Annotated in this window: 30 protein-coding genes, 1 tRNA gene and 1 pseudogene; 15 read left to right on the plus strand and 17 right to left on the minus strand. The window is 66.3% G+C overall.

Translation table 11 applies throughout. The features are described 5' to 3' along the window. The first annotated feature begins 202 nt into the window (after positions 1 to 202). Together glpR and ACNQVK_RS11050 are read left to right on the plus strand one after the other, a co-directional pair. On the plus strand, positions 203 to 1387 hold the full coding sequence (gene glpR / locus ACNQVK_RS11045) for a gephyrin-like molybdotransferase receptor GlpR (protein ID WP_418029547.1): 1185 nt from the start codon (positions 203 to 205) through the stop codon (positions 1385 to 1387). A gap of 55 nt (positions 1388 to 1442) precedes the next feature. Beyond that, a tRNA-Ala gene (locus tag ACNQVK_RS11050) sits at positions 1443 to 1515 on the plus strand. Positions 1516 to 1583: 68 nt separating this feature from the next. On the opposite strand, the gene ACNQVK_RS11055 is transcribed toward ACNQVK_RS11050, so the two are convergent. Beyond that, positions 1584 to 3014 carry a cytochrome P450 gene (locus tag ACNQVK_RS11055; protein WP_418029548.1) on the minus strand — a complete coding sequence of 477 codons (1431 nt, stop codon included), beginning with the start codon at positions 3012 to 3014 and terminating at the stop codon, positions 1584 to 1586. Positions 3015 to 3061: 47 nt separating this feature from the next. On the opposite strand from ACNQVK_RS11055, the gene ACNQVK_RS11060 reads away from it, so the two are divergent. Then, positions 3062 to 3724 (plus strand): TetR/AcrR family transcriptional regulator, encoded by a 663-nt coding sequence (locus ACNQVK_RS11060; protein WP_418034104.1) that lies wholly within the window; start codon positions 3062 to 3064, stop codon positions 3722 to 3724. Between the two features lie 31 nt (positions 3725 to 3755). Here the strand turns inward: ACNQVK_RS11060 and ACNQVK_RS11065 are convergent, their stop codons facing one another. The 3 genes from ACNQVK_RS11065 to ACNQVK_RS11075 all read right to left on the minus strand — a co-directional run bounded on the left by ACNQVK_RS11065 (position 3756) and on the right by ACNQVK_RS11075 (position 6171). Next, a complete protein-coding gene (locus ACNQVK_RS11065) occupies positions 3756 to 4580 on the minus strand; it encodes a hypothetical protein (protein ID WP_418029549.1) in 825 nt (274 codons plus the stop codon). Then, positions 4577 to 5185, minus strand: coding sequence for a TetR/AcrR family transcriptional regulator (locus ACNQVK_RS11070; RefSeq protein WP_418029550.1), 609 nt, complete (start codon positions 5183 to 5185; stop codon positions 4577 to 4579). The genes ACNQVK_RS11065 and ACNQVK_RS11070 overlap by 4 nt, the downstream gene beginning before the upstream one ends. Positions 5186 to 5253: 68 nt before the next feature. Next, positions 5254 to 6171, minus strand: coding sequence for an alpha/beta hydrolase family protein (locus tag ACNQVK_RS11075; protein ID WP_418029551.1), 918 nt, complete (start codon positions 6169 to 6171; stop codon positions 5254 to 5256). Between the two features lie 138 nt (positions 6172 to 6309). On the opposite strand from ACNQVK_RS11075, the gene ACNQVK_RS11080 reads away from it, so the two are divergent. After that, positions 6310 to 7182, plus strand: coding sequence for a helix-turn-helix domain-containing protein (locus tag ACNQVK_RS11080; RefSeq protein WP_418029552.1), 873 nt, complete (start codon positions 6310 to 6312; stop codon positions 7180 to 7182). Between the two features lie 8 nt (positions 7183 to 7190). Here the strand turns inward: ACNQVK_RS11080 and ACNQVK_RS11085 are convergent, their stop codons facing one another. Genes ACNQVK_RS11085 through ACNQVK_RS11105 form a run of 5 tightly spaced genes read right to left on the minus strand, consistent with a single transcriptional unit; the run spans position 7191 to position 10672 of the window. Next, positions 7191 to 7976, minus strand: a complete 786-nt coding sequence (locus tag ACNQVK_RS11085; protein WP_418029553.1) for an MBL fold metallo-hydrolase — start codon at positions 7974 to 7976, stop codon at positions 7191 to 7193. Continuing rightward, complete coding sequence (locus tag ACNQVK_RS11090; protein WP_418029554.1) at positions 7973 to 8500, minus strand: carboxymuconolactone decarboxylase family protein; 528 nt, start codon at positions 8498 to 8500, stop codon at positions 7973 to 7975. The genes ACNQVK_RS11085 and ACNQVK_RS11090 overlap by 4 nt, the downstream gene beginning before the upstream one ends. Next, entirely contained in the window at positions 8497 to 9021 is a 525-nt protein-coding gene (locus ACNQVK_RS11095; RefSeq protein ID WP_418029555.1) for a VOC family protein, read from the minus strand. The genes ACNQVK_RS11090 and ACNQVK_RS11095 overlap by 4 nt, the downstream gene beginning before the upstream one ends. Next, positions 9018 to 9644 (minus strand): TetR/AcrR family transcriptional regulator, encoded by a 627-nt coding sequence (locus ACNQVK_RS11100; RefSeq protein WP_418029556.1) that lies wholly within the window; start codon positions 9642 to 9644, stop codon positions 9018 to 9020. The genes ACNQVK_RS11095 and ACNQVK_RS11100 overlap by 4 nt, the downstream gene beginning before the upstream one ends. After that, positions 9641 to 10672, minus strand: a complete 1032-nt coding sequence (locus ACNQVK_RS11105; RefSeq protein WP_418029557.1) for a quinone oxidoreductase family protein — start codon at positions 10670 to 10672, stop codon at positions 9641 to 9643. Before ACNQVK_RS11105 ends, ACNQVK_RS11100 begins: the two co-directional genes overlap by 4 nt. Before the next feature lie 119 nt (positions 10673 to 10791). On the opposite strand from ACNQVK_RS11105, the gene ACNQVK_RS11110 reads away from it, so the two are divergent. Then, entirely contained in the window at positions 10792 to 11406 is a 615-nt protein-coding gene (locus ACNQVK_RS11110; RefSeq protein ID WP_418029558.1) for a TetR/AcrR family transcriptional regulator, read from the plus strand. On the opposite strand, the gene ACNQVK_RS11115 is transcribed toward ACNQVK_RS11110, so the two are convergent. Further along, the gene (locus tag ACNQVK_RS11115; RefSeq protein WP_418029559.1) at positions 11400 to 12197 is read right to left on the minus strand and encodes an enoyl-CoA hydratase/isomerase family protein; all 798 of its coding nucleotides are present in this window, start codon (positions 12195 to 12197) and stop codon (positions 11400 to 11402) included. The two genes, ACNQVK_RS11110 and ACNQVK_RS11115, sit on opposite strands and share 7 nt — an antisense overlap. Positions 12198 to 12365: 168 nt before the next feature. Here ACNQVK_RS11115 and ACNQVK_RS11120 point away from each other — a divergent pair, with 168 nt between their 5' ends. The 3 genes from ACNQVK_RS11120 (at position 12366) to ACNQVK_RS11130 (ending at position 14069) form a co-directional block, all read left to right on the plus strand. Then, on the plus strand, positions 12366 to 13103 hold the full coding sequence (locus tag ACNQVK_RS11120; RefSeq protein ID WP_418029560.1) for an SDR family NAD(P)-dependent oxidoreductase: 738 nt from the start codon (positions 12366 to 12368) through the stop codon (positions 13101 to 13103). Between the two features lie 139 nt (positions 13104 to 13242). Next, positions 13243 to 13518, plus strand: a complete 276-nt coding sequence (locus ACNQVK_RS11125; RefSeq protein ID WP_418029561.1) for a hypothetical protein — start codon at positions 13243 to 13245, stop codon at positions 13516 to 13518. A gap of 104 nt (positions 13519 to 13622) precedes the next feature. After that, positions 13623 to 14069, plus strand: a complete 447-nt coding sequence (locus ACNQVK_RS11130) for a hypothetical protein (RefSeq protein WP_418029562.1) — start codon at positions 13623 to 13625, stop codon at positions 14067 to 14069. 15 nt (positions 14070 to 14084) lie between these two features. Here ACNQVK_RS11130 and ACNQVK_RS11135 read toward each other — a convergent pair whose 3' ends face one another. Then, positions 14085 to 15542, minus strand: a complete 1458-nt coding sequence (locus ACNQVK_RS11135; RefSeq protein ID WP_418029563.1) for an aldehyde dehydrogenase family protein — start codon at positions 15540 to 15542, stop codon at positions 14085 to 14087. A 144-nt stretch (positions 15543 to 15686) separates the two neighbouring features. Here ACNQVK_RS11135 and ACNQVK_RS11140 point away from each other — a divergent pair, with 144 nt between their 5' ends. From ACNQVK_RS11140 to ACNQVK_RS11155, 4 genes are read left to right on the plus strand one after another with little or no spacing between them, the layout of a single operon-like run. After that, positions 15687 to 16094, plus strand: coding sequence for a TOBE domain-containing protein (locus ACNQVK_RS11140; protein ID WP_418029564.1), 408 nt, complete (start codon positions 15687 to 15689; stop codon positions 16092 to 16094). Continuing rightward, complete coding sequence (gene modA, locus ACNQVK_RS11145) at positions 16091 to 16876, plus strand: molybdate ABC transporter substrate-binding protein (protein WP_418029565.1); 786 nt, start codon at positions 16091 to 16093, stop codon at positions 16874 to 16876. Before ACNQVK_RS11140 ends, modA begins: the two co-directional genes overlap by 4 nt. A gap of 32 nt (positions 16877 to 16908) precedes the next feature. Continuing rightward, a complete protein-coding gene (locus ACNQVK_RS11150; protein WP_418029566.1) occupies positions 16909 to 17910 on the plus strand; it encodes a GNAT family N-acetyltransferase in 1002 nt (333 codons plus the stop codon). Then, on the plus strand, positions 17907 to 18743 hold the full coding sequence (locus tag ACNQVK_RS11155) for a shikimate 5-dehydrogenase (RefSeq protein ID WP_418029567.1): 837 nt from the start codon (positions 17907 to 17909) through the stop codon (positions 18741 to 18743). Before ACNQVK_RS11150 ends, ACNQVK_RS11155 begins: the two co-directional genes overlap by 4 nt. Here ACNQVK_RS11155 and ACNQVK_RS11160 read toward each other — a convergent pair. Then, positions 18733 to 19443 (minus strand): LpqN/LpqT family lipoprotein, encoded by a 711-nt coding sequence (locus tag ACNQVK_RS11160; protein WP_418029568.1) that lies wholly within the window; start codon positions 19441 to 19443, stop codon positions 18733 to 18735. The two genes, ACNQVK_RS11155 and ACNQVK_RS11160, sit on opposite strands and share 11 nt — an antisense overlap. Before the next feature lie 144 nt (positions 19444 to 19587). Continuing rightward, the gene (locus ACNQVK_RS11165) at positions 19588 to 19839 is read right to left on the minus strand and encodes a hypothetical protein (protein ID WP_418029569.1); all 252 of its coding nucleotides are present in this window, start codon (positions 19837 to 19839) and stop codon (positions 19588 to 19590) included. Positions 19840 to 20007: 168 nt separating this feature from the next. Here ACNQVK_RS11165 and ACNQVK_RS11170 point away from each other — a divergent pair, with 168 nt between their 5' ends. Both ACNQVK_RS11170 and ACNQVK_RS11175 read left to right on the plus strand, forming a co-directional pair. Continuing rightward, on the plus strand, positions 20008 to 20685 hold the full coding sequence (locus tag ACNQVK_RS11170; RefSeq protein WP_418029570.1) for a DUF5642 family protein: 678 nt from the start codon (positions 20008 to 20010) through the stop codon (positions 20683 to 20685). Between the two features lie 29 nt (positions 20686 to 20714). Continuing rightward, positions 20715 to 21389 (plus strand): DUF5642 family protein, encoded by a 675-nt coding sequence (locus ACNQVK_RS11175; protein WP_418029571.1) that lies wholly within the window; start codon positions 20715 to 20717, stop codon positions 21387 to 21389. Between the two features lie 19 nt (positions 21390 to 21408). On the opposite strand, the gene ACNQVK_RS11180 is transcribed toward ACNQVK_RS11175, so the two are convergent. Both ACNQVK_RS11180 and soxR read right to left on the minus strand, forming a co-directional pair. Continuing rightward, on the minus strand, positions 21409 to 22005 hold the full coding sequence (locus ACNQVK_RS11180) for an alpha-ketoglutarate-dependent dioxygenase AlkB (RefSeq protein ID WP_418029572.1): 597 nt from the start codon (positions 22003 to 22005) through the stop codon (positions 21409 to 21411). Positions 22006 to 22039: 34 nt separating this feature from the next. Further along, positions 22040 to 22471: a redox-sensitive transcriptional activator SoxR gene (soxR, locus tag ACNQVK_RS11185; RefSeq protein ID WP_090427453.1), complete on the minus strand. Its 432-nt coding sequence runs from the start codon at positions 22469 to 22471 to the stop codon at positions 22040 to 22042. A gap of 33 nt (positions 22472 to 22504) precedes the next feature. Between soxR and arcA the strand changes: the two genes are divergently transcribed. Continuing rightward, the gene (gene arcA / locus ACNQVK_RS11190; RefSeq protein ID WP_418029573.1) at positions 22505 to 23710 is read left to right on the plus strand and encodes an arginine deiminase; all 1206 of its coding nucleotides are present in this window, start codon (positions 22505 to 22507) and stop codon (positions 23708 to 23710) included. A gap of 72 nt (positions 23711 to 23782) precedes the next feature. Here the strand turns inward: arcA and ACNQVK_RS11195 are convergent. After that, positions 23783 to 24621 (minus strand): annotated as a pseudogene (locus ACNQVK_RS11195) (hypothetical protein). Between the two features lie 123 nt (positions 24622 to 24744). Beyond that, entirely contained in the window at positions 24745 to 26295 is a 1551-nt protein-coding gene (locus ACNQVK_RS11200) for a dolichyl-phosphate-mannose--protein mannosyltransferase (RefSeq protein WP_418029574.1), read from the minus strand. Positions 26296 to 26302 lie beyond the last annotated feature (7 nt).

A 26302-nucleotide genomic window follows, 5' to 3' on the forward strand; every position in this document is an offset into this window, starting at 1 on the left:
CTGCGCCTGCGGTCGTGATTTCACCGGATCCACAGCCCTGGAAGCAATCTCAGCGAAACTGGTCTCGCAAGCTGTTACCAATGTGACACATGTGACTGTTGGTGCTTGTATCGATCGAATTACAGGTGTGTAATTGTGTCGGCGCGCCATCCATGGATGCGCTGGTCACAGACCTAGCCTGAAGGGGAAAGGAGCAGGCGTCATGCCAAGCATCCCCCAGTCACTACTGTGGATTTCCCTCGTCGTTCTCTGGCTTTTCGTGTTGGTTCCGATGTTGATCAGCAAGCGCGACTCGGTGCGTCGTACCAGCGACGTCGCCCTGGCGACACGAGTACTCAACAGCGGCCGCAACGCACAACGCTTACGACGCGGCCCGGCCGCTGGGCATCACAGTGATCCGGACTGGCAGCCCACCGCCGACCACCTCGATGAGGACCTCGACGAAGACGTCGAGGACGAGCCCGTCGAGGTGCGGGTGCACGCCACAGTGCAGCGCACCGTCGTGGTGGCAGCGGTAAGCGTCGAGACCCCCGAACCCGACTACCTCGACGTCGACATCGTCGACGAGGATTCCGGCGCGCTTCCGGTCGGTGCGATGGCCGAGGCAGTGGCCGAACCCGAGGAAGTGGCCGAACCCGAGCTCGAGCTGGAATTCGAAACCGAGCCCGAGGTGGCGGCTGAGCCCGAGGCGGAACCCGAGCCCGTCGAGGAGTCCATCGCGGGCTTCGAGGCTGTCGAATCTGAGGCTCAAACCGAGCGCATCGCAGTGGATCTCGACGAGGCCGAGGATCCCCAGGATCTTGAGGACGTCCAGGAGGGCGAAGATCCGGAGGATCTCACCGACGACGAGTACGAGTACGTCGACGACTCCTCGGGTCTGGAACCCGAGGCCGAGGACGAGCCGGTCGACGCGGAACAGACCGACGAGCCCGTCGCATCGCTGAGCGCGACCAGGCAGCGCCGGTTCGAATCCAAGAAAGCCGCGGAGATCAGCGCCCGCAAGTTCCGGTTCCGCAAGCGCGTGCTCGCGGTGCTGGCCGCCACCTTGCTGTTCTCGGCGGCCGCGGCACTCCTGGTGACGCCGTCGGCCTGGTGGGTGTGTGGTGGCGCCGGCACGCTGACCATGCTGTATCTGGCCTACCTGCGCCGCCAGACGCGCATCGAGGAGCAACTGCGGCGTCGTCGTGCGCACCGGATGGCCCGGTCCAGGCTGGGTGTGGAGAACACCGACGACCACAAGCTGGACGTGGTGCCGGCCCGGCTGCGCAGGCCCGGCGCGGTGGTGCTCGACATCGACGACGAGGACCCGATCTTCGAGCATCTGGCGTACGCGTCGTACGCGTCGATGTCCCGCGAATACGATCTACCGCGTGCTTCCGGGCAGTAGGGCGGCCGGTTTCGTCTCACGGCCGCAGTGCTGGTAGCCTTTGCTTCCGGTATCAGGGGCTATAGCGCAGTTGGTAGCGCGTCTCGTTCGCATCGAGAAGGTCAGGGGTTCGATTCCCCTTAGCTCCACAAAGTTGGAACAGGTCAACGCGGTTCGGGAGAAATCCCGGGCCGCGTTTCTGCTCGAGGCTGAAGTGTCAATGCCGGACGCGCGCCCGCAACGTGATCGGAAGGTCGTCGGCCGGCGTGGGGCCGGTGCCCCAGGTCAGCTGCGGGTGGTAGCCGTCAGGGACGCTCCATTCGAACCGGCGCAGCATCTGGTGCATGGTGGTTTTGACCGTCATGTCGGCGAACTGCTGGCCGATGCACTTGTGCGCCCCACCGCCGAACGGCGCGAAGACGTAGCGGCTCACAGTGGCACGGGACTCGGAGCTGTTCACGAACCGTTCCGGATTGAACGTGTCGGGGTCGGGCCACCAATCGGAAAGCCGCATGGAGGCGTAGACATTGATGGCCACCTGAGTCTTGCGCGGGACGAAGTGCCCGAGGATCTCGGTATCGCGGACCGTTTGGCGGAAGAGCGCACCCGCAGGCGCATACATCCGGAGGATCTCCTTGAACGCGGCGTCGAGTAGGGGGTAGGCGTCCAGGTCCAGGAGGTTGGGGGTGTCATTCGGCCGGCTGATCGCTTCGTCGCGAAGCGCCTGCTGCCACTGCTGGTTTCGGCCCAATTCGTAGGTGAGCATCGACAGCGCGATGGCGGTGGTGTCGTGGGCGGCCATCATCAGGAAGATCATGTGGTTGACGACGTCGTCCGGGATGAACCGGGCACCGTCTTCGTCCTCGCTGCGGCACAACATCGAGAACAGGTCCGTGCCGTCGCCGCGCTGGCGATCGGGAACCTGGTGGGCGAAGTAGCGTTCGAGGCGTTCGCGTGCGCGTAACCCCTTGGCCCACACGCCACCTGGGACGTCCGCCCGCACCAAGGCCTGTCCGCCGCGGACGGTGGCGCGGAAATCCGCCGACAGTTGGTCGGATTCGGGACCGAGGTGGGTGCCGACGAACACCTCCGCGGCCTGTTCGAGCAGCAGGTGTTTGATGGACGGATAGAACGGAAACCCCTGGGTTGACGGCCAATTGCCCAGGGTGCGATCGATACTGGGCCGCATCAGGTCCAGGTAACCGTCCAACGCGCTGCGGGTGAAAGCCTGCTGCATGATGCGGCGGTGGTCACGGTGTTCGTCGAAGTCGAGCAACATCATTCCGCGGTGGAAGAACGGTCCGATGACCGGTGCCCAGCCGCGAGTGCTGGAGAACACCTTGTCTCGGTTGACCCACGCGGCCTCCAATGCGTCCGGGCCCATGAGGCCGACCACGCGGAAGCCGACACCGCCGGCCCACGAGACCGGCCCGTAGCGCTCGTAGCGATCCCGCGCGAAGGACAGCGGGTCGGCCAGTGAGCTCAGCACATGGCCGAGGAACGGGAAACCGTAGTTGCCCATGACCGGCTTGAGATTCGACCCCGGCGGCGGCGTGGCCAGCGGGCGCTCTCCGCTCGGAAATCGTGACGTGACGGCAGCTCCGAAGGCTTGGAGGCGGTGGGTGCTCGCGGGCGAACAGATTGCCATGGCGTCCTCCTGATCAACCATCTGGTACGAAACCGTGCCAGAATGTGTTGGTGGTGTCAACGACCAATCGCACGTATGGCGGGCAGTCGGCCCAGGCCCGTCGCCGGCAACGGCGCGAGCAGCTGGTCGAAGCGGCGATGGACGTGATGGCGCGCAACGAGTGGCGGGGCGTGACTGTCGAGAAGCTCTGCGCTGCAGCGGCTCTCAACAAGCGCTACTTCTACGAGAGCTTCACCGATCTCGACGCCCTGTCAGCAGCCGTCGTCGACGACATTGCCGAAGCCGTACGCAGCGCCACCGTGGCGGCAGCCGATGCCGCAGCCCAGGAACCGTTGGAAGCCCAGGCGCTGGTGAGTGTCACGGCGGCGGTGCGGGCACTCGTGGACGACCCGCGTCGCGCGCGTGTCTTGCTCGGGGGCGTCGCGGCGTCACCTGAGCTGCACGCTCATCGCAGCACGGTCATGCACCGGCTCACCGACGTGCTCATCGATCACGGCCGCGCTGTGCACGGTGTCGAGTTGGAGGCAGATCCGTTGGCGAAGGTGGCGCCCGCGTTCATCGTCGGCGGGACAGCCGATGCCATCCTGGCGTTCGTCAACGGTGATGTACACCTGTCTCTCGACGATTTCATCGCCCAGCTTGCCGCCCTGTGGCTGATCACCGGCAACGGAGCGGCGCAGCTGGCCCGCGCCCGGATTGCTCCGTCCTAGCTTCTCTCGACGGAGTGCCTCGGTCCTTTCCTCAAGGGTGTGCGACGAGATACGTCTCGTTGTCCAGGTCGGCCGTGAGCTCGTCGACATCGAAGGGCCGGTCGAGGCGGGCGTGCAACGCCTTGGGGTCGATCAGCAGGCTGATCTCGGCGGTCTGGCGGGCGAACAGCCGTCCGATGAGCGGGTAGGCCCGGCGCATGACCGCGCGCTCCGCCGATGTGCAGCGGGACGCGCAGTAGCCGACATGGCCGATCTCATCGGTGAGGATCTCGCTGTAGAGCAGTTCGATCCGTTCGGCGACCTCGGGTTCGTCGGCGAAGAGTTCGGCGCCGGCACGGCGTAGCTCGTCGAACATGATGCAGCCCGCCATCTCTGCGGCCCCGACGAACATGAAGCCGAGCCGCTCGGGGAGGAACACACCTGTCTTGACGAACTGGCGCATCACGAATGGCGGCGGGACGACCTGGAAGGTCAGGTCGAAGACGTCGAGCGCGTATGCCAGCAGCCGGGTGTGATAGTGCTCTTCGAGTTCGAGGTAGACGTTCTCGGGCGGCAGGTTCTCGTCGCTGTTGCGTCCGTAGGTTTCTCCGAGCCCCACGCCGAACCGTTCAGCCTGGTTGAGTTTGGCGGTCGCCAGCAGAAACAGCATCTTGCGGTCCAGGCCGGGGTCCGGGCGTCGGCGGCGCAGATTGCGGAGGAAGATCGTCCGGTCGGCGGGATGAGCTGAGCGGACGGGGTTCGCCTCGAGTTCGGCGAAGAACCGCTCTCGATTCGCCAACCGTCTGTTGAGCAGGTCGGCCTCGCCGTCACGCCTGGCGAGGAAATCCCGGTAGCCCTCGATGCCTGTGCGATTCATCGGTTCTCCATCCCTTTGACAATCGTTGTGACATAACGGTTCAGCGGTGCAGCGTCGAATACGCCGGTGGCGAGCAGTGCGAACAGCCCGGTGAGGAAGAACGTCGCGAGTTCGTCTGCCTTGCGGTCGGCAGACACCTGCCCTGCCTTTTGGGCCCGGCTGATCACCCCGATCAGAAACTCTGCGAGAGGGTGCTGCGCCAGCTCGTCTTCGACCGGACGGGTCGAGGAGAAGTGCAGGCCGAGCATGTCCCGGAAAACCGCTCCGCCCAAACGGCGTTCGGCACCGAGGACACGACGGACAACTTGCGTGAGGATCGATTCCAGATCGCCCTTGGCCTTCTCGAGTTCGCGGACGATGCGGGTCTCCTCGTCGCGCTCTGCCTCGACGAGAACGTGCTCCTTGGTCGGGAAATGGAAGTAGAACGTTCCCCTCGCCACGCCGGCCGCGGCCGCGATCGCGCTGACGTCGGCGGCGGCCAAACCACGGTCCGAGATCTCTGCCAGGGCAGCGTCGAACAAGCGTGCCCGGGTTTCGATTCGGCGCGCCTCTCGGACGCCCCGGGCCGGCGATCCGGCCACGGATGGTGCTTGTCGCGACGTCATGGCGGTCACCGTACGCACAATCGCTGACACTCGTCAATGACGAGTGTCAGCGAAAATGGGCCCTGGGATCACTTGACGTGCTTGTCGAACCATTCGATCGGAACCTCCGGGTGCACGCCGAAGTAGTTGTAGCCGTCGAATCGGCGGTCGGTTCCGGTGATCCAGTGCAGGTCCTTCTCTTGGACCGGGATGGCGTCGAAGATGTCCTGCACGTCCTGCGGTCGCGTCATGACGTCGTCGTGAACCTGGGCCACCAGCGTCGGCACCGTCACGGCCTTCACGTGCTCCAGCGGGGACTGCTCCGACAGGTGGAACCCGGTGCGCTCGTGGACGGCCTTGTCGAACTTGGCGTAGCCGTCCTCCATGCCGATGCCCTTGACGAACTCTTCGACGATGTAACTGCCGGACACGGGTTGCAGCATCACCATGGCCTGAACCTCGGAGAACTCCTCCGGGTGCTTCGACCAGGCGACCGCGGTGGAGTCCGCACCCAGACACACCGACAGCAGTACCTTCTTCATGCCCTTCGTGTCCGGGCGGGCCGCGGCGTAGCGCAGCGATCCGATGACGTCGCGGTACTCGGTCAGCCCGATACCGGCGATACCGCCGTTGCCCTGCCCGCTCATGCCGTGGTTGCGGATGTCGTAGGCCAGCACGTTGTAGCCCGCATCGTGCAGCGCCTTGTACTCGGGCAAGAAGTTCACCTCGAAGCCGCCCAGACCACCGAACTCGGGCAGATGACCCGGGTAACCGTAGCGGTTGCCGGGCAGGAAGTGGTTGTGAATGATCAGCCGGTCGGAGTCCGCGGGGATGAACCAGCCTTCAAGCGGCACACCGTCCATCGACGGGAAGACCACGTCCTCGTACTCCAGGCCGACCTCGTCGGGACGGCGGAGAACGGGCGCGCGACGACCCGCCGTCGTCGCGGTGGTCCACAACTGGACGAAACCGTCGAACGCTTTCTGTGCTGCGTTGTCATCGGACATCTCGGTGACCTCATTTCCGTTGGGCGAATCTCTCTGTAACCGACGCTACGAGCTTGCTGATGCGGTAGGGGAGACGCTGCTTATAGGGGGTACTGGCAACCCCTCCCTGCGGCCGCGGTCTTTCCCTAGGGTTGGGGCATGGATATCGCGAAGGACATCAGGGAGTTCCTGATGACGCGACGCGCGAGAATCACTCCCGAGCAGGTCGGGCTGGCCCCTGGCGTGCGACGCCGGGTGCCCGGCTTGCGGCGCGAGGAGGCCGCGCAGCTCGCCGGGGTGAGCACCGAGTACTACACGCAGATCGAGCGGGGCAATGTCGCGGGCGTGTCCGACGAGGTTCTGCAGGCGATCAGCCGGGCTTTGCGGCTCTCCGACGACGAGGCGGTGCACTTCTTCAACCTCGTGCGGGCCGGAGCCGGGACGCATACGCCGGCGCGGAACAAACGGGCCTCGGTCAAGAAGCTGCCCGAGGGCGTTCAGGCCTTGATAGATGGCATGGCCGGCTCTCCGGCCATCGTGCTCGACGGAAACCTCGACATTCTGGCCGCGAACCCGCTGGGCCGGCTGCTGTATTCACCCCTGTACGACAGGGCAGTCGGGCGGCCCAACTTCGCCAGGTTCATCTTCTTCGATTCGGCTGCCGCGCAGGTGTTTCCAGAATGGCAGCGCAGCGCCGACGAAGCGGTGGGCCTGCTGCAGGCCGAGGCGGCCAGGGATCCGCATTCCGCGGCCATCACGCAGATCGTCGGGGAACTGGCCACGCAGAGTGTCGAGTTCCGTACCCGGTGGGCGGCCCACAACGTGACCGCACACCGGAACGGCGTCAAGCGGTTCGGCCATCCCGAGTTCGGTGATCTCACGCTCACCTACAACGTCTTCGAAGTCTCCGCGGCACCGGGGCTTTCGCTCGTCGGGTACACCGCCGAACCGAATTCCCCGTCCGCGCAGGCATTGAGCATCATGTCCAGTTGGAGCGTGACCGGTCCTACTGAGCCGCGCACGCGAAAGTGACAGGACGGTCAGGCGGTGTCGCGGGCCAGCTCGTACAGACTGGGGTCGTGTGAACACACGATGAGGAGATCGGGATCGTGGCGCCGGTACAGTTCGGCGATTCGTTCCTGGTTCGCGTGAAGTTGCTTGCGGTCAAAGGCGACAAGCTCTTCTTGCGCCCGCAGGATGAAGGGCACCCGGGCTCCGCCGGTGATGGATCCGGGATGGTAGAAGGTGTCGCCGCAGTGCAGTATCCAGCGATGGCCGGCGTCGACGGCGACGGCCGCGTGGCCGCGGGTGTGGCCGGGCATGGGGATCAGCACGATGCCGGGGTCGATCTCGTCGAGCGGTCGGGCGGCGGCGAATCCGCGCCACGATTCCCCACCTAGGCCGTGTTCGACCAAGCGCGGTCCGTGCGCCCACTGTGGATTTCGGTAGCGCAGCCGCTCACGAAAGGACGGTGCGTGTACCGCGCCGAGGGCCTCGATCGCGGTGAGGTGAATCTGTGCGTGCGGGAAGTCGGAGATGCCGCCGATGTGATCGAGATCGAAGTGCGTGATCACGATGTGGCGGACATCTTCACGCGCGAAGCCCAGCGCCTCGAGGTGACGGGCCGCGGTCTCGTCGTGCAGCAGCCGCGGGCGGACGACGTGGCGGAAGGGCCCGATGCGCCGGGCAGGTTCGTCGCAGTCGTGCGAACCGAAACCACTGTCGACGAGCACGAGGCCGCTGTCGGTCTCGACGAGCAGCACGTGGCACACCAGCGGAGCGCCGGGCACGTCCATGGTGCCGCAGTTGAGGTGGTGGACCTTCATCGGTCATCGCCCTCGCTCTCGGGTCGGACCTGAAAGGTGTTGAGGAAATTGCACACCAGTTGATAGAAGCCGACGGTGAGCACCAGATCGGCAAGCTGGTTGAGGGTCAGTAGCTTTCGGGCCTCGGCCAGATGCGGGCCCTCGAGTGTGTGCTCGTCCAACAGGAGATCGGTCAGCCGCATGATCGCGGCATGATCGTCGTCGAGTTCGTCGGGCGATCCGGTCTTCGCGGCGGCCAGACCTGCATCGGTGAGGCCGACCGCTTTGCCGATGAGGTCGTGTTGGTAGACCTCGTAGACGGATTCGTAGCGGTGCCCGACGCGGAGGATGCACAGCTCTCGCCAGGTGGGTGGCAGCGAATTGTGTTGCAGCAGGTCCTTTGCCATCGTGAGGAAGCCGGGTGCCAGACCTGGGGTGTGGGTGATCATCCGGAAGATGTTCAGCGATGCCCGGTCCGTGACCGCTTGCCGCAGTTCCGGTGTGAGGGTATCCAGATCCGGGTACGGGATGGCGTCGGCGGTCATCCGAGAACTCGAATCGGATCGGTGCCGTCCCAGTCGGCGGCGACGTCGCGGACGTAGGCGAACATCTGCCCCTTGGGGCCGCTGATGTCACTAATCTCGATGACGGTGCCCTGGTCGAATTCGGTGTCCAGGTAGGCGAACCGGCCTTGCTCACCGCCGATGCTGCCTTCCTGAGCCACGGTGTAGCCGGCCGCCAGGGCGCGGTCGTACAGGTCCTGGAACTCGGTGGTCCAGTAGGCGATGTGTTGGGCGCCTTCGCGACCGGAATCGAGAAAGTCCTTGTAGACCGACGGCGCATCGTTGCGTGGCTGGATGAGTTCGATCTGCATGTCGCCGCTGTTGGCGATCGCGACGCTCATCTTCATGTCGGAGTCCTGGCCGCGGTAGCGGAAGTAGTCGGTCTGGACATCATCGATGTAGAACCAGGGGCCGACGCCGTGGCGGACCCAGTTGTCCATGGAGGCGTGGATGTCGCGCACGACGTAGGCGATCTGGGTGATGTTGCCGAAGATCCGGCTCATGATTGACCTGCTTTCTGCTCGGTGGTGAGGCGCTGGACGAGGAGGGATTCGATCTCATGGCGGGCGGCGTCGAGGTCGACGTCGTCATCGATGAGGGCTTGCAGCGCGACCCCGCGCAGCATGGCGACGACGACGGTGGCGAGCCCGTGGGGGTGAACCGAATCGGGGACCTGCCTCGTCGCCACCGCGACTTCGATGCGTTTCTCGATGCCCTCCCGGAACTCGCGGTCGGCAGCCACCATCAGGGCGCGGGTGTCCTCGGCGGGGTTGGCGACCGCGTCGGCCCACAGCACCAGCCGCGCCCGGTTGACCGGTTGCATGTCGGCGACGACGTCGAAGTAGATGTCGATCAGTGCGCGCAGTTCGGCGAGGGGATCGTCGGACTCACCCTGGTCGAACATGGCGTCGCGGAACTGGTGGGTGACCGCCTCGACCAGTCGCTGCATCAACGCACCTTTGGAACCGAAGTGGTGGGTGGCCAACCCGCGGCTGTAGCCCGCCCGCTGACCGACGTTGGCCAACGTGACATTGGCCGGTCCGACCTCGCCGACCATCTCGGCGGCCGCGGTGATGAGCCGGTGCTCGGCCTCGGCGCGGCGGACCTCCTGGGTGCGGGGGATCATCGCGCACCCACTGCCAGTACGACTTTCCCGACAGCAGTGTTGGTGCGTAGGTAATCCGCGGCCTTGACGGCGTCATCGAAATCGAAGACCCGGTCGACGACCGGGCGGATGCGCCCATCGGCGACCGCGGGCAGGATCTCGGGTTTCAGTGCGGCACATACCGATGCGAGCTCATCGGGAGTACGGACGCTGAACGTCGTGCCCAGCACGCGCAGACGCCGGAACGCCAGGGCATTGAGGTCGATGTTGGATTGTGAGCCGGCCAGCCGCCCGATGTTGATGACCGTGCCGCCGACTCGGGTGGCCGAGAAGGCGTCGGCGAACAACTGGCCGCCGACGTGGTCGAGGACGATGTCCACCCCGGCGCCGCCGGTTGCGGCCAGCACTGCCTCGGCCAGGTTCTCACTGCGGGTGTCGATGGCGACGTCGGCACCGGCGGCTGTCAGTGCCGTCTTCTTGGCTTCCGAGGTCGTGGTCGCTGTCACTCGTGATGCGCCGAGTGCCTTCGCCATCTGCACGGCGATGAGTCCGATCGCGGTGGTCGCGCCGACGATCAGGACATTCATGCCGGGGGTGAAGCCGCCCTGGGTGACCAGCGCGTCATGCTCGGTCGCCAAGCCCACCGGTAGTGCAGCGGCGTCGATCCAGGTCAGTGCCGCAGGCACGGCGATGACGTGCCGGGCATCCTGGAGGACGTACTCGGCGAACGCCCCCAGGCCGGCCGCCGCGACCCGGTCGCCGACCTTCACCGAATCCACGCCCTCGCCGACGGCGACGATCACGCCGGCCGACTCCAGACCCGCGGTGAATACGTTGGTCGTCTTCGTGTTCGGGCTGTAGGAGCCTTCGAGCATGTAGAGGTCGGCCCGATTCAGGGCGGCGGCGTGAACTTTGATCAACACCTGGCCCGGGCCCGCGGTCGGTACGCCCACCTCGCGTCGCTCCCAGTCGGGCCCGGCGCCGCCGACCAGCGCCAGCATCGTCTCTTCCACGGTGTACTCCCGTCGATCCACTAACTTGTTGATCAACAAGTTACGGTACCAATGGGTACCAGGCAAGAGTGGACCGGGATTGGCGGACTGACGTCGATGTTTCGATTGCCCGTCCGGTTGGTCGGATAATCGACCGCGGCCATTAGGATGGGGCCGTGGAGGATCAGTCCGCGGGCTCCAGTCGCGTGGCGCGCCGTCGTGACCGGCGCAAGGCCGAGATCGTCAAGACGGCCACCCGGATCCTCACCGAATCCGGATACCAGGGGATGAGCCTGGAAGATGTCGCCGAACAGACCGACATCGCCAAGGCCACTCTCTACCACTACTTTTCGTCCAAGGATGCCCTGGTTGCCGCTGCGCTGGAGACCCTGACCGAAGAAGTGCTACAGCGGCTCGGGGCCCGTGAGGATGCCATCGGGGAGGCAGGTGCCCGTGAGCACCTGGCGGCCCTGATCGATGAGCAGATTCGCATCCTCACCGAGACCGCACCCGAGGTGGCCGCGGTGTTCTCGTGGCCGCGGGGCTGGCCGGAGGTCTTCGACGAGCCGATGAAGGACATGCGCCGCCGCCATGACGCGGTGTTCCGCCGGGTGGTGGAGCAGGGTGTGGCCGGTGGTGAATTCACCTGTCCCGACGTCAATGTCGCTTTGCAGTGCCTGCACGGCGTGCTGAACCAGTCCTCGGTCTGGATCGGTCCGGGGATGCACGATGACGATCGCGCAGAACTGCGTGCCGCGATCGTCGACCGTGCCCTGTGCCTGTTCTACTGAGCCGACGGGAAGTGCGGCGCGCGCTTTTCCCGCAGAGCGGTGTAACCCTCCACCACGTCCGGTCCGAGGAAGGTCAACATCTCGTAGGCCGCGGACTGGTCGAAGATCGGGCCGGCGTTGCGCAACCAGTTGTTGAGCGCACGCTTGGTCAGCCGGATCGCCTGTTGGGCTCCGGTGGCCAGGTTGTCGGCGATCCGCAGGGCTTCGTCCAGAACCTCCTCGCGCGGAAGAGCCTTGGCGACCATGCCGATCCGCTCGGCCTCGATGCCGCCGATCATCTCGCCGGTCATCAAGTAGTACTTCGCCTTTGCCGTGCCGGCCAGCAGTGGCCAGATGATGGCGGCATGATCGCCGGCGGCCACGCCGAGCTTGACGTGCCCGTCGCCGATCCGGGCGTCCTCGGCGATGATCGCGACGTCGGCCAGCAGGGCTGCCACGGCACCGGCCCCGACCGCGACACCGTTGATCGCGGACACGATCGGCTTGTCGCAGTTGATCATGTTGTAGACCAGATCGCTCATCTCGCCGAGCATGTGGGACACCCGGTCGTAGTCGCCGGCCATCCGCTCGACCATGGCCAGATCGCCGCCTGCGCTGAACGCCTTGCCCGCGCCGGTGATCACCGCGACCCGGGTCTGCGGGTCGGCTGCCACGTCCTTCCAGATGTTGGCCAACTCGGTGTGCATGCCCTCGTCGGCGGCGTTGTACTTCTCCGGCCGGTTGAGCGTGATCAGCAGGACGCCGTTGTCGCGGCGGGTCACCGTCAACTGTTGGTAGTCAGAGAAATCCATGGTGGGTGTCCCTCCTGTCGGCACGCACGGCCTGCACGCGCTCTGTTCAACCGAAGCTACGGTTTTTCGACCACATAAGTCAATTATCGACCGTTCGGTTGATTTTCGGTGTCGGACGGCCGATAGTGGCATCAGCGTCCACATCACCGCAGATCGAGAGGTCAGGTAATGCGATTCGACAACAAAGTCGCCGTCGTCACGGGTGCGGCATCAGGGATCGGCCGCGCCGTCGCGACCGCGCTGGCCGAGGCCGGCGCCACCGTCGCTGCGGTCGACCGGGACGAAGCGGGCCTCGCCCAGGCCGTCCAGGGCCGTGTGAACGCCACCGCCCACGTCGTCGACCTGGCCGACCCGAAGGCGGTGAGCACACTGCGCGACGACGTCGTGGCCGCACACGGAACGCCCGCCGTCATCGTCAACGCAGCGGGCTTCGACCGGGTCGAGCCCTTCATGTCCAACGACGACACGCTCTGGCAGGCGTTGGTCGCGGTGAACTTTCTCGGACCCGTCCGGCTCACCCACGCCTTTCTCGAAACCATCCTCGCCGAGGGAGGTGTGGCAAAGATCGTCAACATTGCCAGTGATGCCGGGCGAGTGGGCAGTCTGGGGGAGACGGTGTACGCCGGCACCAAGGGCGGGTTGATCGCCTTCACCAAGTCGCTCGCGCGCGAGATGGCCCGCCATCAGATCAACGTCAACTGTGTTTGCCCTGGACCGACAGACACACCGCTGTTCCATTCGCTTCCGGACAAGGTCCGCGAAGGGCTGATCAGGGCCATCCCCTTCCGCCGGCTCGCGGAACCGGGGGAGGTCGCCAAGGCCGTGCTCTTCTTCGCCTCCGACGATGCCAGCTTCATTACTGGCCAAGTCCTCAGTGTCAGTGGGGGCTTGACGATGGCCGGTTGATGGCCGGTTGGTGGACAACGGGAGTCCGCCCCGCTCTTGGTCGACGCCAGTTCGCAATGGCATACTTGCTCAGCCCCTGGGCTCAACCCAGCCGATTCGGTTAGCCTCGGGGAGCAGATTGGCCAGTTGGGGGATTGCTATGGCAAACGATCTGAGAGTGGACCCGGGGGCGCTTCGGGCGGGGGCCACTAGCAGCGAGATGATCGCTACCGAATTGGGGGTTTCGCATGCCCGTCCCGATGCCGGGGGCTACCCGAGTAGCACCGGCGTCTCGGCGATGGACGACGCGGTGATCACCGCGCGAACGTCCCAGGCGGGGCGCGTCAGCGCGCAGGCGGGGCACCTGTCCGCGGCCGCGCTGCAATACGCCGCCGTCGACGAGCAACACGCCGGGGGCCTGGCGGAGTTGATGTGAATGATCTTCCCGACGCGGGTCAGCCTGGTGGAGCACTGACCCGTTCTCAGTTAGAAGGCTGGGACACAACATATCTCGCGGACGCTGCCGCGCGCTGGCGCCAGTTGGCTGCCGAATCGGAAGAACTGTTCGAGTGGCATCGGCAGAACGTGCACGCGCCGGGTGGGGCGGAGTGGTCGGGTGCCGCCGGTGAGACCGCGGGTGAACAGGTCAGTGCCGACGCTGTCGTGGTGCGCAAGCAGGGGGACATCCAGCGTGAGGCCTCCGAAATCGCCGAGAACGGCTGCCGGGACATCCGGCTGGCCGTGGGGCAGGTGCTTGAGGCGATCGCGGCCGCCGAGGAGGAGGGCTTCAAGGTCTCCGAGGACCTCAAGGTGCGCGACACCCGCCGCATCGACGTCAGCACCATGGCGGTGCGCTACACAGCCTCCCGTGAGCATGCCGAGGACATCCGATGGCACTGCGAGAGGCTCATGCAGGCCGAGATCTATCTGGGTCAGCGGCTCGAGGGCAAGGCCCTCGAGCTCGCCGCCATCCAATTCTCGGTGTGACCGAAAGTTGTTCGGCTACAGCTGCGCCCAGATCGACTTGGTCTTCAGGTAGGCGTCGATGCCCTCGTAGCCGAACTCCTTGCCCATGCCCGACTGCTTGTAGCCGCCGAACGGCACGTTGTGGTCGAACGTCAACTGGCAGTTCAGCCCCACCATGCCGGCCTGCAGGCGCCTGCCCAGGCTGTGCGCGCGGGCCAGGTTCGTAGTCCAGACGGTGGCGGCCAGGCCATAGCTGGTGTCGTTGGCCATCGCGATGGCTTCGTCGTCGTCGTCGAACGGCAGGATGGTGACGACGGGGCCGAAGATCTCCTCCTTGTACAGCCGGCTGGTGGCGGGGTCGATGTTGGTGACCACGGTGGGCTTGACGAAGTACCCCTTGCGGTCCAATCGGTAGCCACCGGAAACGATTTCGGCACCGTCACGCTTGCCCTGGTCGATGTACCCCAGCACGCGGTCGAGCTGCTTCTGGCTGACCAGCGGGCTGATCATCGCGCCCTCGTCCTTGGGGCCGCCCAGCACCAGGTTGTCCCCGATCATCGCGATGCCCTGCACAACGCGTTCATAGACGCTGCGCTGCACGAAGATTCGTGATCCACACACGCAGCCCTGGCCTGAGTGCACGAAGATGCCCATCGAGGCCATCATGATTGCCATGTCGAGGTCGGCATCTTCGTAGATCAGCACCGGGGACTTGCCGCCCAGCTCCAGGGTCACCTTCTTCAGGTTGTCCGCCGAGTCCCGCATGATCTGCTTGCCGACCTCGGTCGAGCCGGTGAAGGCCACCTTCTCCACATCGGGGTGCGCGGTGATCGCGGCACCCGCGGTGGCGCCGTAGCCGATCACGAAGTTTGCCACGCCGTCCGGCACGCCGGCCTCACCGATCAGCCGCTCCAACAGCACCGCCGACAGTGGGGTCTCTTCGGCGGGCTTGACGACAGTGGAGCAACCGGCGGCCAGGGCGGGCGCGATCTTGGCGCAGGCGTTGAACAGTGGGCCGTTCCACGGGTAGATCAGGCCCACCACGCCGTACGGCTCCTTGGTGGTGTAGGCATGCAGGTTGGAGTAGTTGCTGTTGACGCCGCCCTCCATCTGCACCTGGTAGCTGCTGCCGTTGATCTTGGTACACCAGCCCGCGTAGTAGCGGAAGAACTCCGCGCAGGTGGAAACGATCATCTCCGCCTGCATCGGGGGCATCCCGGCGTCCAACGACTCCAGTTCGGCGAATGCCTTGGCGTGCTCGTCGATGAGATCGCCCAGCTTCCACAGCGCCTTGGCGCGCTGGCGGGCCGGGATGTCGGTCCAGACCCCGGACTGATAGGCGGTCTTCGCGGCGGCCACTGCCTCGTTGACCGCGTCGGGCCCGCAGTCGCGGAACTCGGTGATCTGCTCCTCGGTCGCGGGGTCGATGACCGGAATGGTCTCGCCCGTGCCGGGTCGGTTGCGGAGCTCTTCCAAAACCGTCTGCAGTGCCATATGGTTCCCTTCGTCGTCGAAATGCTGAGCACCTGCTTAGCAGTCGAAGAGAGGGGCGGTCAAGACCCGCATGTGCGGCTGATATCGGCCGATATCCCTGCATTTGCGGTTGTTGACCGGGGGTGGTGTCGATACGCTGTCGCGGTGCCAGACATCCGGGTCCGCGAGGCGGCCGAATTGCTCGGGGTCAGTGACGACACCGTTCGGCGCTGGATCGACGACGGATCGCTGCCGGCCCATCTCGATGGCTCCGGGCGCAAGGTGATCGACGGGGCCGCGCTGGCGGCGTTCGCGCGCGCCAACGCCGCTGCGGCGCCCAAGGATCCGCTCGGCATCGGCAGCTCGGCCCGCAACCGGTTCGCCGGGCTGGTCACCAATGTCATCGTCGACGAGGTGATGGCTCAGGTGGAGATGCAGTGCGGCCCGTTCACCGTGGTGTCGCTGATGAGCAGTCAGTCGGTACGTGAGCTCGCCCTGGCCCCCGGCAGTATCGCGGTCGCGGTGGTCAAGGCCACGACCGTCATCGTGGAAACCCCGAAAGGACAGTCATGACCCGCTCCCGGATGTGCGCCCTGGCCTTGAGCGCGTTCGCCGCCACGGCCTTGATCGGCGGCTGTACCTCGGCCGAGAAAGCATCGGAACCCTCGAGTGCGGCCCAGGGCGGCTCGATCACGGTGTTCGCCGCGGCCTCGCTGAAGGCGGCGTTCACCGAGATCGGAGAGCGGTTCAAGACCGACAACCCGGGCAGCTCGGTGGAGTTCTCGTTCGCCGGATCCTCGGATCTGGTCACCCAGCTCACCCAGGGCGCCGACGCAGACGTGTTCGCCTCGGCAGACACCCGGAACATGGACAAAGCGGTGACCGCGGGCCTCGTCGAGGGCGACCCGGTCAACTTCGCGACCAATACCCTGACCATCGCCGTCGCCCCGGGAAACCCCAAGGGCATCAAGTCTTTCGCCGATCTGGCCAAGCCGGGCACTAGCGTCGTGGTGTGCGCGCCGCCCGTGCCCTGCGGCGGCGCCACCGAAAAGGTCGAGAAGGCCACCGGCGTCAACCTGTCGCCGGTGAGCGAGGAGACCTCGGTCACCGACGTCCTGGGGAAGGTGACCAGCGGACAGGCCGACGCCGGCCTGGTCTACGTCACCGACGCCGCCGGGGCCGGGGACAAGGTCACGTCCGTGGCGTTCCCCGAAGCGGCCCAGGCCGTCAATACCTATCCCGTCGCGGTGCTCAAGGACTCCGAGCACGCCGAACTGGCGCACCGTTTCGTCGACCTGGTGACCGGCGAGGCCGGCCAAAAGGCGCTCGCCAAGGCTGGATTCGCCAAGCCCTGACCGAGCCCGCAGCGGCGCCGTAGCCTGGGTCTGTGGCCGATCTGACCGAGATCAGTGCCGACGACCTGGCGGCACTGGAATTCTTCGCCGGATGCCGGCCGTCCGTGCTGGCGCCGTTGACCGCCCTGCTGCGGCCCCTGTCGGTCCCAGCCGGGCACGTGCTGATCCGGCAGGGTGACCCGGCCCTGACGTTCATGTTGATCGCCTCCGGGCGCACCAGGGTGGTCCACGACGGGCCTGACGGTCAGGCTGTCGTCGCCGATCTGGAGCCGGGCCTGATCATCGGTGAGATCGCGCTGCTGCGCGACGCGTCGCGCACCGCCACGGTGACCGCCCTCGAACCGGTGACGGGCTGGGTCGGTGACCGCGAGGCGTTCGAGTTCATCCTGCACCTGCCAGGGATGTTCGACCGGCTGGTGCGCATTGCCCGCCAGCGCCTGGCCGGGTTCATCACCCCCATCCCGGTGCGGGTGCGCAACGGCGACTGGTTCTATCTGCGGCCGGTACTGCCCGGCGACGTGGAGCGGACCCTCAACGGGCCCGTCGAGTTCTCCAGCGAAACCCTCTACCGGCGTTTCCAATCCGTGCGCAAGCCGACCAAGGCCCTGCTGGAGTACCTGTTCGAGGTCGACTACGCCGATCATTTCGTCTGGGTGATGACCGAGGGTGCCCTCGGGCCGGTCGTCGCCGATGCCCGCGTGGTCCGCGAGGGTCACGACGCGACGACAGCGGAGGTGGCGTTCACCGTCGGTGACGACTATCAGGGCCGCGGCATCGGCACGTTCCTGATGGACGCCCTGGTGGTGTCGGCGGATTATCTTGGTATACAGCGCTTTACGGCACGGGTACTCAGCGACAACTACGCCATGCGGCGCATCCTGGACCGGCTCGGCGCAGTGTGGGAGCGCGAGGACCTGGGTGTGGTGCTCACCGACGTCCCCGTGCCCGCCGTCGATACGCTGAGCATCGAACCGGAGTTGGCCGCGAAGATCAAAGACGTTACCCGTCAGGTGATCCGGGCTGTGAGCCAGTGAGGCCACCACTCAATAAAGACACGCGGGTGTGCATCTCGCTGGCGGCCCGGCCCAGCAACATCGGCACCCGGTTCCACAACTACCTCTACGACGAACTCGGCCTCGACTATCTCTACAAGGCTTTCACCACAACCGATATCGCCGCGGCGATCGGCGGAGTGCGGGCGCTGGGTATCCGCGGCTGTTCGGTGTCGATGCCGTTCAAGAAGGACGTCATGGATCTCGTCGACGAGATCGAACCTTCGGCCCTGGCGATCGATGCGGTGAACACCATCGTCAACGATCTGTCGGTGCCCGGAGGCCGGTTGGTCGCCTCCAACACCGACTATCTGGCGGTGCAGGAGCTCGTCGAGCGGTTGGACCCAAGCGATGCCGTGCTGATCCGCGGCAGTGGCGGCATGGCAAAGGCGGTCGGGGCAGCGTTGCGGGACAAGGGATTCCGCACCGGAACCGTCGTCGCGCGCAATGCGGAAGCCGGGCGCGAACTGGCCGGGACGCTCGGCTACGAATATGCACCAGAGGTCGGCACGTTGACCGCACCCATCCTGGTCAACGTCACCCCGATCGGGATGGCCGATGGGCCCGACGAGCACCGCAGCGCATTCGGCCCCGCCACCATCGAGTCAGCCCGCGCGGTGGTCGACGTCGTGGCCATGCCCGCCGAAACCCCGCTGATCTCCGCGGCCAGGGCGGCCGGTCTACCGGTCATCACCGGCGCCGAGGTGATCGCGCTGCAGGCCGCAGAACAATTCGAGCGTTACACGGGGGTGCGGCCGACGCCCGAGCAGGTGGCCGCGGCGTCGGCCTTCTCCCGGCAGTCGCCTACGGCGTGATGACGGTCTGCTCGTCGATGGCCGCCGTCGCGTCCATCAGCGGGCCCATCTGATCCTCGGTGCCATCGGCGTTGAACTGCAACACAAACAGCCCGTCGGAGGCGGGGATCACCACGGTCTTCTGGGCGATCAGCCGGGTGGCGCCGTCCTTCACGTAGGTGCCACCGATCTGATACGCCTCGAATCCGCTCAGTTCGTCCGCCGACCCGTCGCCCTGGTTCTCATCGCCCGGCAGGTTCCGGATCTCGTTGGGGGCGTACTCCAGGATCTTGGCCGGGTCCACGTCGCCGGTCAGTTTGGACATCAGCGCGATGATCGACGGTGGATCTGCGGCAAACGCCGGGTCGGTGGACACGATTGCGCCCCAGGCCCATTCGGGGGCCGACGAACCCGCGTCCGCCCAGCCTTCGGGAATCGGCATGTCCAGGTTGGGTGTGCCCGGATCGCCGCGGTGCACCGCCGTCTCGGTGATGTTGTTGTCGCGGATGTAGTCGACGATCGTGTACTGGTGCCCGGCCGTGGGGGCACGGGTGTCGTCGGCCTTGGTCTTGGTCGGTTCGGTGCTGGCCTCGCTGCTCCCGCCGGCCCCGGTCGCCTCAGTTGCCGTGCCGGTCACCGTCTTGCCGCCGCAGCCGGCCAGCATGACCCCGAGCGCCACGGCGGCGATGGCGATCCCGCCGGCCCTCATTGAGCTGGTCATCGGTCTCCAATCGGTTGGACGCCCCGGTGAGGCGCAACTGATTTGCACGATAAACGCTCGACTGGGAAATGGCTGGCAGAAGCCGCAGTCTTACGGCTCAACATTTTGCACAGTGAAATGTCCGGCCGCTCGGGTCGGGTGCCGTCAGCACTTCGCCGACAAGTACACCGTCTGATGGAGAGCGCGCGCCGGGCGCAGCGACGTGACGGTGCAGCGGTCCAGCGCCGCCATCCCGTCCCGGTAGATCACGACGTCGTAGCCCTGACGTTCCAGTTCGTCTGCCGTGTCCTGCGCAGATCCGACCCCCGACGGCGCGGCCAGGGTCGTCGCGGGGAAACCCAGGGCCAGAGCCGACAGTGCGCCGCCGGCCAGTACAGCCCCCGTCAATCCGTACACCTGTTCTGCCCCTCATCGTCCTACGTCCTGCTTGTCGCAACCAGTCCTGCGGCGATTAAATTCCGCTGTATCGCAACACTTGTCGTGTTGTCAGCGGCGAAAAACAAGTTGACAAGCGGCGCTGTGGCCGTCCTCGACAGCAAACCCGGGCTGTGGTATCAAAACGCCGTGCGCGTTTTCGCCGTCGCGGCGGCCCTGCTGGTGTGCACCGCAGCATGTGGGCCGCGGCCGGCACCGGAACCTACGCCGACATCGTCGGGGCCCCAGACCACCGGCAATGTCGTCACGGTGAACCCGGCCCGGATCGACCGCGTGCGCCAGGACCTGCCGTCCGGTTACGAGGTGGTCGGACTCGACCCGCATGCCACCCCGGTATCGCTGTGGGGCTTCGGCCCGGACTGGACGGCCGACCCCGCGGAATGCGCTGCGCCGGCGGCTCCCGAAACCGATCCCGCCCGCGGCTGGTCGGCATCGGGGCCCGGCGGCATCGTCTATGCCGCCGTCGCGAAGGTGACGGGTCCGCCCGCCGAATCCAGGCCCGACGCGTCGTGCGAACAGTGGAGTGTGTCGGGCGGGCATTCGGTCGGAACCGTCACCCCGGTCGAGGCTCCGGTGGTCGAGGGCGCGGTGACCGCCGGGATGGCGACGGCCGTCACCACCGTCGTCGAGGGCGGCACCGAAACGCGATCCCACGCCGACACGTTCACCGCCGATCTCAACTCCGAGACCGGTGGCTACCACCTGTTCATCACCGTCGTCACCGACCCCGGATCGCCCAATCCCGCGCTCGACCGGGCGTTCACCTCCGACCTGCTGGTGAAAACGGTTTCGGCGTTACGCGGCTGAGTCGGCACTGCCAGGTAAGTTGACCAGCGATGTGGAACCGCAACGTCTTACTCGCCGCCGCCGGCGTCCTCGCCTGCGCCACCGGATTGGTCGCCTGCGGTCAATCTGACCAGTCGAACTCCGCCAACGCGAACATCGCCAACGTCGCCAAGGTGCGCTCCAGCTTCGGCCCGGAGTTCAAGGTGTCCGATGTCGCCCCGACCGGGATCGACCCGAAAATGCTCGCGCCGCAAAAGATGCCGCCCGGGGTGAAGGTCGACCCTGCTGATTGCGCGAAGTTCGCCGAAGGCCAGGCGTTGCCGGAGGGGCTGAAGGGCAACATGGCCGCCACCACGGCCGAAGGGGCGGGCAACCGGTTCATCGTGCTGGCCGTGGAGACCTCTGAGCCGGTCCAGTTGAACGACCCGGGCGAGGCGTGCAAACAGGTGAAATTCCTGGGCCCCGGTATGCGCGGGCAGGTGGATGTGGTCGAAGCCCCACAGATCGAGGGGGCCCGCACGACCGGAACGCACCGCATCGTGCAGACCGTGGTGGGTGGCCAGCCGCGCACCGGCGAGTTGTACAACTACGTCGCCAGTTTCGACACGTTCCTGGTGATCGTGACGGCCAACCCGCTGGTGGAGCCGGGCAAGCCGGTGTCACCGGTGGACGACAAGCGGGCCCGCGACCTGCTCAGTACCGCGGTGGCCAGTGTGAGAGGTTAGTACGGGGTCGACCTGACTCTCAGCGCACGTCTTGCGGGCGGAACTGGATGCTGATGCGCGGCCCGACCAGGCTGGTGGTCTTCGGAATCGAATGCTCCCAGGTGCGCTGGCACGAGCCGCCCATCACCAACAGGTCGCCGTGGCGGTGCTGTAGCCGCAGTGCATGACCGCCGCCGCGCGGGCGCAGTGCGAAAACCCTTGTCGCGCCCAGCCCGACGATGGCGACCATGGTGTCCTCGGTGCGGCTGCGGCCGATGGTGTCGCCGTGCCAGGCCACGCTGTCGTTGCCGTCGCGGTACAGGCACAGGCCCGCGGTGGTGAACGGTTCGCCGAGCTCGCCGCCGAAGGTGTCGTTGAGCCTGCGCCGGATCTGCTTGAGCCGGGGGTGTGGCACTGCTTCGTTGATCAGATCGTGAAAGCTGACCAGTCGCGGCACCGCGACCACGCGGTCGTACATCTCGCGTTCTTCGGACCGCCAGGGGATCCCGTCCATCAACTCCTCGAACAGCGAGTCGGCATCGGGCAACCAGCCCGAGCGCAGTTCGACCCAGGCGTCGTTGCCGAGTCGACGACGTTCAGCGTGCTCGAACAATGAGCCTTGCAACGCCAGCTCCATGCGCGCGAGTGTATCGCACAGACGTTCGATTGCGTTAGAGGCGGGAGGCGCCCGGCCCGCGCTCGGCGAGAACGTCGCCGGGGTTGGTCAGCAGACAGGTCTTGAGGCTCAGGCAGCCGCAGCCGATGCAGCCGGTCAGGTTGTCGCGCAACCGTTGTAGGTGCAGGATGCGGTCGTCGAGATCCTGACGCCAGCCGGCCGAGAGCCTGGCCCAGTCCTTGCTCGTCGGGATCCGGTCGTCCGGCAGGCTGGACAGCGCATCGCGAATGCGGGCCAGCGGTATGCCCAGGCGTTGCGACATCCGGATGAATGCCACGCGGCGCAGCGTCTCGCGGGCATATCGGCGCTGGTTCCCCGAGGTGCGGCGGCTGGCGATCAAGCCCTCGCGCTCGTAGAAGTGCAGTGCCGACACCGCCACGCCGCTGCGGAGCGACATCTCGCCAGGAGTTAACTCGTGCGTCTCCATACACCTCAACCATAGTTGAGTTAACGTCATTGCGTGGAGACTGCGGCGTTCGGTTCCAATTCTGAGGTCGGCACGCTGCGCGCCGTCATCCTGCACCGGCCGGGGCCGGAGTTGCAGCGGCTGACGCCACGTAACAACGACGCCCTGCTGTTCGACGGCTTGCCGTGGGTGGCCAAGGCGCAACGTGAGCACGACGCCTTCGCGGCGGTGCTGCGCTCCCGCGGCGTCGAGGTGCTGCTGCTGGCCGATCTGCTGACCGAGGCGCTGGCCAGCGGTGCGGCGCGGATGCACGGCATCTCCGCTGCTGTCGACGCGCGGCGCCTGGGTGTGCCACTGGCCCAGGAACTCTCGGCCTACCTGCGCACCCTGCCGCCGGTCGATCTGGCACACATCCTGATGGCCGGCATGACCTTCAACGAGGTGCCCTTTCACGGTGCCGAACTGTCCCTGGTCCGCCTCATGCACCACGGCGGCGATTTCGTGATCGAGCCGCTGCCCAATCTCCTGTTCACCAGGGATTCGTCATTCTGGATCGGCCCGCGCGTGGCCATCACCTCGCTCGCGCTACCGGCCCGGGTGCGCGAAACCTCGCTGACCGACCTGATCTATGCGCACCATCCGCGGTTCCTCGGCGTCCGGCGGGCTTACGAGTCGCGCTCGGCCCCTGTCGAGGGCGGCGACGTACTGCTGCTGGGGCCCGGGGTGGTCGCGGTCGGGGTGGGGGAGCGGACCACACCCGCCGGCGCCGAGGCGTTGGCGCGCAGCCTGTTCGACGATGACCTGGCCCATACCGTGCTGGCGGTGCCGATCCGGCAGGAGCGCGCCCAGATGCACCTGGACACCGTGTGCACCATGGTCGACGTCGACGCGGTCGTGATGTACCCGAACATCGTGGACTCGTTGTCGGCGTTCACCATTCACCGCACCGAGGCCGGGATCCGGATCGACGACGAGGTGCCTTTCGTGCAGGCGGCCGCCGACGCGATGGGGATCGAGCAACTGCGGGTGATCGACACCGGGCTCGATCCCGTGACCGCCGAACGCGAGCAATGGGACGACGGCAACAACACCCTGGCCCTGGCGCCCAGTGTGGTGGTGGCCTACGAGCGCAACTCGGAAACCAATGCCCGGCTGGCTGATTCGGGCGTCGAAGTGCTGCCGATCGAGGCTTCGGAGCTGGGTACCGGCCGCGGCGGGCCACGCTGCATGTCGTGTCCGGCGGCGCGGGACCTGCTCTAGCGGTTTGGGGGCTAGCGTCGCCACGGTCGCCCACGCGTTGAGATTGCGCCCAGGGCTGTGGATAACTCGATTTCACGGCCCTGTGCGCAATCTCAACGCTTCGCGCATGCGATGCAGGATGAACGCCTTGCTGTGTTCCGCCACCACGTGAATGTCGATCCACCCCTGCCGAGCGATCAGCTCGTTGCGACCGATGTCGTGCACATACCGGGGGCGGTCAGTGGCATGGTGTTTTCCGTCGTAGTCGGCTCCGACCATCGGCTCGTCGTAGCCCATGTCGATGAAGGCTTCGTTGAACCCGTCGGTCACCCGGATCTGGGTGCGTGGCCGCGGCAGCCCACCGTCGATGAGGACCAGCCGAAGCCAGGTTTCTCTCGGAGATTGGGCGCCGCCGTCCATCAGGTCGAGCGCGACTTCCGCCCGGCGCAGTCCCCGGGCTCTCGGATAACGATCGGCCAGGAGCAGAGCATCGGCTGCCTTGATATCCGTGGCTCGTGCAAGCGCGTCGAGGTGCTGAACAGCCAGATCCCGGGGCAGATGTCGCGCCAGATCCAGAGCCGTCCGCTGCGGTGTCGTCACCGGGACGCCGGCTACGACGGCGATCTCTTCTGGGTCGATCCGCTCGTTCCGAACGACGATGCCATCCGGTGGGCGGCATTGCGCCAGAGCATCTCGATCGGTGCGTCGTGGGCTACCCACTGCGCGCCATGCAGCGCCGCAGCTGCCCTGCCCGCGATCACGCCGTTGCGGCCTGACCACAGCCAGGCGCCGATGGTCCTGCGCCACAGGGGAAGTGGCCCGGCTTTCGGCACGTACACGTCGGGAAAGATCGACCGATAGTTCCATCGCAGCTGGCTGCGCGTCAGCGCACCGCGCCTGAGCATCTCACTGCCGATGAACACCTCTCGCATGCCGTGATGCTGGAACGCGAGACCGACAAAACGGGCCGGCAATCTTGAAATTGCGCTCAGGGCTGTGGATAACTCGATTTCACGGCCCTGTGCGCAATCTCAACGCCACGAGGGCAGACCCGCTCAACGCCACGAGGGCAGCCAGATCTCCAGGTTCCAGGTCGACTGCGAAATCGGGATGCCCGTCAGGACCGGGTACAGCCACGCGAAGTTCGCGATCACGAGTGCCACGTAGAAGCACACCACCAGCAGTCCCAACGTCCGGCGTTCCGGGTTCTGCCTGGGTTGGTACAGGATGTCGCCGAGGATCAGGGCGATCGTCAGCACCAGGAACGGCGCCATCACGGTGGCGTAGAAGAAGTACATCTGCCGGTCGATGTCGAAGAACCAGGGCAGGAAACCGGCCGCGTATCCGACCAGAACCACGCCGTAGCGCCAGTCCCGCCGCACCACGGCTCGCCACAGGGCCCACCCGAGCACCGGCACCGCGATGAACCACATCGCCGGAGTGCCCACCAGCATCACGGCTTTCACGCAGGACTGGGTGCCGCACCCGGCGACGTCGTGGTTGTCGATCGCATAGAGCACCGGCCGCAAGGACATCGGCCACGTCCACGGCTTGGATTCCCACGGGTGGTGGTTGCCGTCGGCGTTGGTCAGCCCGGCGTGGAAATGGTAGGCGGCATAGGTGTAATGCCACAGCGAGCGCAGCGCGTCGGGCAGCGGGATGATGCTGTTCTCGCCGATGGACTGGCCGGCCTCGTACCGGTTGACGCCGGTCTCGGAGGCGAACCACGGCCCGTAGGACGCCAGGTATACGGCGAACGGGATCAGGCCGAACACGTACGCGGCCGGCCCCAGATCGCGGTGCAGCACGCCCCGCCACGGTGCCTGCACGTGGTACTGCTTGCGCGCGATCGCGTCGAGCACGAGGGTCATGACGCCGAAGAACAGCACGAAGTACAGCCCGGACCACTTGGTGGCGCAGGCCAGACCGAGCAGCACCCCCGCACCGAACCGCCACCATCGCACGCCCAGCCGCGGACCCCACGGCGTCTCGGCGATACGGCCCTCCATGAACGCGTTGTGCATGCGATGACGCACGTCGTCGCGATCCACCATCAGGCAGGCGAACGCGGCCACCACGAACACCACCAGGAACACGTCCAGCAGCGCCGTACGGGCCGAGACGAAGCTGACCCCGTCGGCGATGATCAGCAGCCCGGCAATGCCGCCCACAAGGGTGGAGCGGCTGATCCGGCGCGCGATCCGCACCACCAGCAGCACGATGATCACGCCGCACAGCGCCCCGGAGAATCGCCAGCCCAGCCCGTTGTAGCCGAACAGCGCCTCACCGATCGAGATCAGCTGCTTGCCCACCGGCGGATGCACCACGAGCCCATAGCCGGGGTTGTCCTCGACCCCGTGGTTGTGCAGCATCTGCCAGGCCTGCGGCGCGTAGTGCTTCTCGTCGAAGACGGGCGTGCCTGCATCGGTCGGCGAGCCCAGATTGAGGAACCGGCTGATCGCGGCCAGCGCGGTGATGATCGCCGTCATCAACCAGCCCTGCAGCCGGTCCGTCGGCCCGAAATCCGGGGTCGGGATCAGTGGCGCCGGGCTGATCAACGGGACCGAGCTACCAGCCGTCGGGGTATCGGTGGCGGTGGCGGTCACGCAAGCG

Source organism: Mycobacterium sp. 134, from assembly GCF_048282715.1.
Lineage (GTDB): Bacteria > Actinomycetota > Actinomycetes > Mycobacteriales > Mycobacteriaceae > Mycobacterium > Mycobacterium septicum.

Bases quoted from the DNA above. Each gene is read 5' to 3' on its own strand.
- ACNQVK_RS11175 (WP_418029571.1), top strand. From the start codon at position 20,715: ATGTGGAACCGCAACGTCTTACTCGCCGCCGCCGGCGTCCTCGCCTGC.
- ACNQVK_RS11120 (WP_418029560.1), top strand. From the start codon at position 12,366: ATGCGATTCGACAACAAAGTCGCCGTCGTCACGGGTGCGGCATCAGGG.
- ACNQVK_RS11135 (WP_418029563.1), bottom strand. From the start codon at position 15,542: ATGGCACTGCAGACGGTTTTGGAAGAGCTCCGCAACCGACCCGGCACG.
- ACNQVK_RS11090 (WP_418029554.1), bottom strand. From the start codon at position 8,500: ATGACCGCCGACGCCATCCCGTACCCGGATCTGGATACCCTCACACCG.
- ACNQVK_RS11125 (WP_418029561.1), top strand. From the start codon at position 13,243: ATGGCAAACGATCTGAGAGTGGACCCGGGGGCGCTTCGGGCGGGGGCC.
- ACNQVK_RS11055 (WP_418029548.1), bottom strand. From the start codon at position 3,014: ATGGCAATCTGTTCGCCCGCGAGCACCCACCGCCTCCAAGCCTTCGGA.
- ACNQVK_RS11075 (WP_418029551.1), bottom strand. From the start codon at position 6,171: ATGTCCGATGACAACGCAGCACAGAAAGCGTTCGACGGTTTCGTCCAG.
- ACNQVK_RS11065 (WP_418029549.1), bottom strand. From the start codon at position 4,580: ATGAATCGCACAGGCATCGAGGGCTACCGGGATTTCCTCGCCAGGCGT.
- ACNQVK_RS11095 (WP_418029555.1), bottom strand. From the start codon at position 9,021: ATGAGCCGGATCTTCGGCAACATCACCCAGATCGCCTACGTCGTGCGC.
- soxR (WP_090427453.1), bottom strand. From the start codon at position 22,471: ATGGAGACGCACGAGTTAACTCCTGGCGAGATGTCGCTCCGCAGCGGC.
- ACNQVK_RS11085 (WP_418029553.1), bottom strand. From the start codon at position 7,976: ATGAAGGTCCACCACCTCAACTGCGGCACCATGGACGTGCCCGGCGCT.
- ACNQVK_RS11070 (WP_418029550.1), bottom strand. From the start codon at position 5,185: ATGACGTCGCGACAAGCACCATCCGTGGCCGGATCGCCGGCCCGGGGC.
- modA (WP_418029565.1), top strand. From the start codon at position 16,091: ATGACCCGCTCCCGGATGTGCGCCCTGGCCTTGAGCGCGTTCGCCGCC.
- ACNQVK_RS11100 (WP_418029556.1), bottom strand. From the start codon at position 9,644: ATGATCCCCCGCACCCAGGAGGTCCGCCGCGCCGAGGCCGAGCACCGG.
- glpR (WP_418029547.1), top strand. From the start codon at position 203: ATGCCAAGCATCCCCCAGTCACTACTGTGGATTTCCCTCGTCGTTCTC.
- ACNQVK_RS11080 (WP_418029552.1), top strand. From the start codon at position 6,310: ATGGATATCGCGAAGGACATCAGGGAGTTCCTGATGACGCGACGCGCG.
- ACNQVK_RS11160 (WP_418029568.1), bottom strand. From the start codon at position 19,443: ATGACCAGCTCAATGAGGGCCGGCGGGATCGCCATCGCCGCCGTGGCG.
- ACNQVK_RS11180 (WP_418029572.1), bottom strand. From the start codon at position 22,005: ATGGAGCTGGCGTTGCAAGGCTCATTGTTCGAGCACGCTGAACGTCGT.
- ACNQVK_RS11115 (WP_418029559.1), bottom strand. From the start codon at position 12,197: ATGGATTTCTCTGACTACCAACAGTTGACGGTGACCCGCCGCGACAAC.